The sequence below is a fragment of the Empedobacter falsenii genome (assembly GCF_019308355.1).
Classification (GTDB): Bacteria; Bacteroidota; Bacteroidia; order Flavobacteriales; family Weeksellaceae; genus Empedobacter; species Empedobacter falsenii_B.
On record NZ_JAAGKM010000094.1, the window covers coordinates 1 to 1,560 of the forward strand.

General features: G+C 36.2%; 2 protein-coding genes. One reads left to right on the forward strand and one right to left on the reverse strand.

Translation table 11 applies throughout. The features are described 5' to 3' along the window. The coding region (locus tag G0Q09_RS14855; protein WP_219035470.1) for a CHC2 zinc finger domain-containing protein at positions 1-1,090 on the reverse strand (1,090 nt) is incomplete at its 3' end. Positions 1,091-1,244: 154 nt separating this feature from the next. On the opposite strand from G0Q09_RS14855, the gene G0Q09_RS14860 reads away from it, so the two are divergent. After that, positions 1,245-1,560, forward strand: a 316-nt coding sequence (locus G0Q09_RS14860; protein WP_219035471.1) for a helix-turn-helix domain-containing protein, incomplete at its 3' end; no start/stop codon positions are given.

A 1,560-nucleotide genomic window follows, 5' to 3' on the forward strand; every position in this document is an offset into this window, starting at 1 on the left:
CTTCTTTTTTATTTTCATTTGAAAAAGAAAAATTTAACTCCGTTCTGTTGTTCAGCAATTCAATAAATATGCTTTCATCGTGTCCTTGTAATGTTTCATTGATGTCTTTGTTTATCGGTTCTGCTGTGGTTAATTTCAGTTTCGGGTATTCAGCTTTTAGCATTGCTCCGTATTTCTTAACCGCCTCTTTTCCTGCTGTATCGTTGTCAAAAAAGAAAATGATTTCTTCTAACTGCGGAAGCTCTTTAATTGCCTGCTGGTGTTCTTCGGTTAGTCCGTTTGTTCCATAGCAAGCCAAAACCGCATATTCCTTTGTTATGGTTTCTATTTGAAGTAATGAAGCTCCGTCAATAATGCTTTCCGTTACTATCAGTTTTTTGGTGTTCTTATCGGGATAATTCGGATATAAGCCTTTGCGGTTCTTTAAATAAAAATGTCTGCTTTCCTTATCGTTTAACGTACTTCTAAAATACAATCCTGTTACTTCATTCTCTTTATTTTTCAGAGCAAAGCAAATGCACCATTTCCCGAACACTCCATAAGCCTTTTCGCCTGTACGTCCTAAAATATTCTTGTCTATCAGTAAACCGTATTCCAAACATTGAGCAATTACATTTTCGTCTTTCCTTGCTCCGTGATGGAACTGCCCCGCATTGTAGCCGATTTCTATTCTTTTAAAATCTAAATTCCGTTGCTCTAAATAATCCTTTGCAGGTTTTGAGTTGCTGACCGCATTTTTAAAGTATTGGTACATATTCCCTAAAAACTGCTCTCGGGTTAATTCAGGTTGATAGCGTTCTTTGCTGTTCGGTTCTGTGTAACCGATGATTTCCTTTGCTTTCCGTATCGCTTCGCCTTTGGTGCTGTTCTCTTTGTGCATTATAAAATCTATCACGTCCATACTCTTGCCGTGTGTTTTACAGTTGGAACTAAAACAGTATGCTGTCTGCGTTTTGTAATACACCTGCATACTCGGGGTTTTGTCCTCGTGGAAAGGACAGCAAATTCTGCTCTGCTTGTCGGTTTTCAATCCGTAGTAATGCAACACGTTCGACATTGTGAGCTGTTGTTTGATTTCTGATATTTCCATACTCAAAAATTATTTGAAAAAAGTTTAATCCTACATATCTGTCGCAAATCTACAAAGTTTGTATTAACCAAACAAACATTACTGATTTTTATCCTACATTTTTTGTTTGTAAATTTGTCTTGTATTTGCTTTTAGTGCATTAAAACCTACAGATATGACTTTTGGAGAACGATTAACACAGGTAAGAAAAAAGAAAAACCTTTCCCAAGCGGAAGTAGGAAAAAAGATTGGTATCAATGGTGATGCTTACGGAAGATATGAACGTAACGAAGTAAAACCAACCATAGAAATGGCGGTTAAAATAGCTCAAGCTCTTGAGGTTTCTTTAGATTATTTAACTGGTAATTCTGATATTGAACTAGACAAGGCTACACTTGATAGAGTACAGGAAGTTACTAAACTCACGGAAAAAGACAAGGATTACATTTTTGTAACCCTCGATGCTCTGATAAGAGATTTTAAAAATAAAC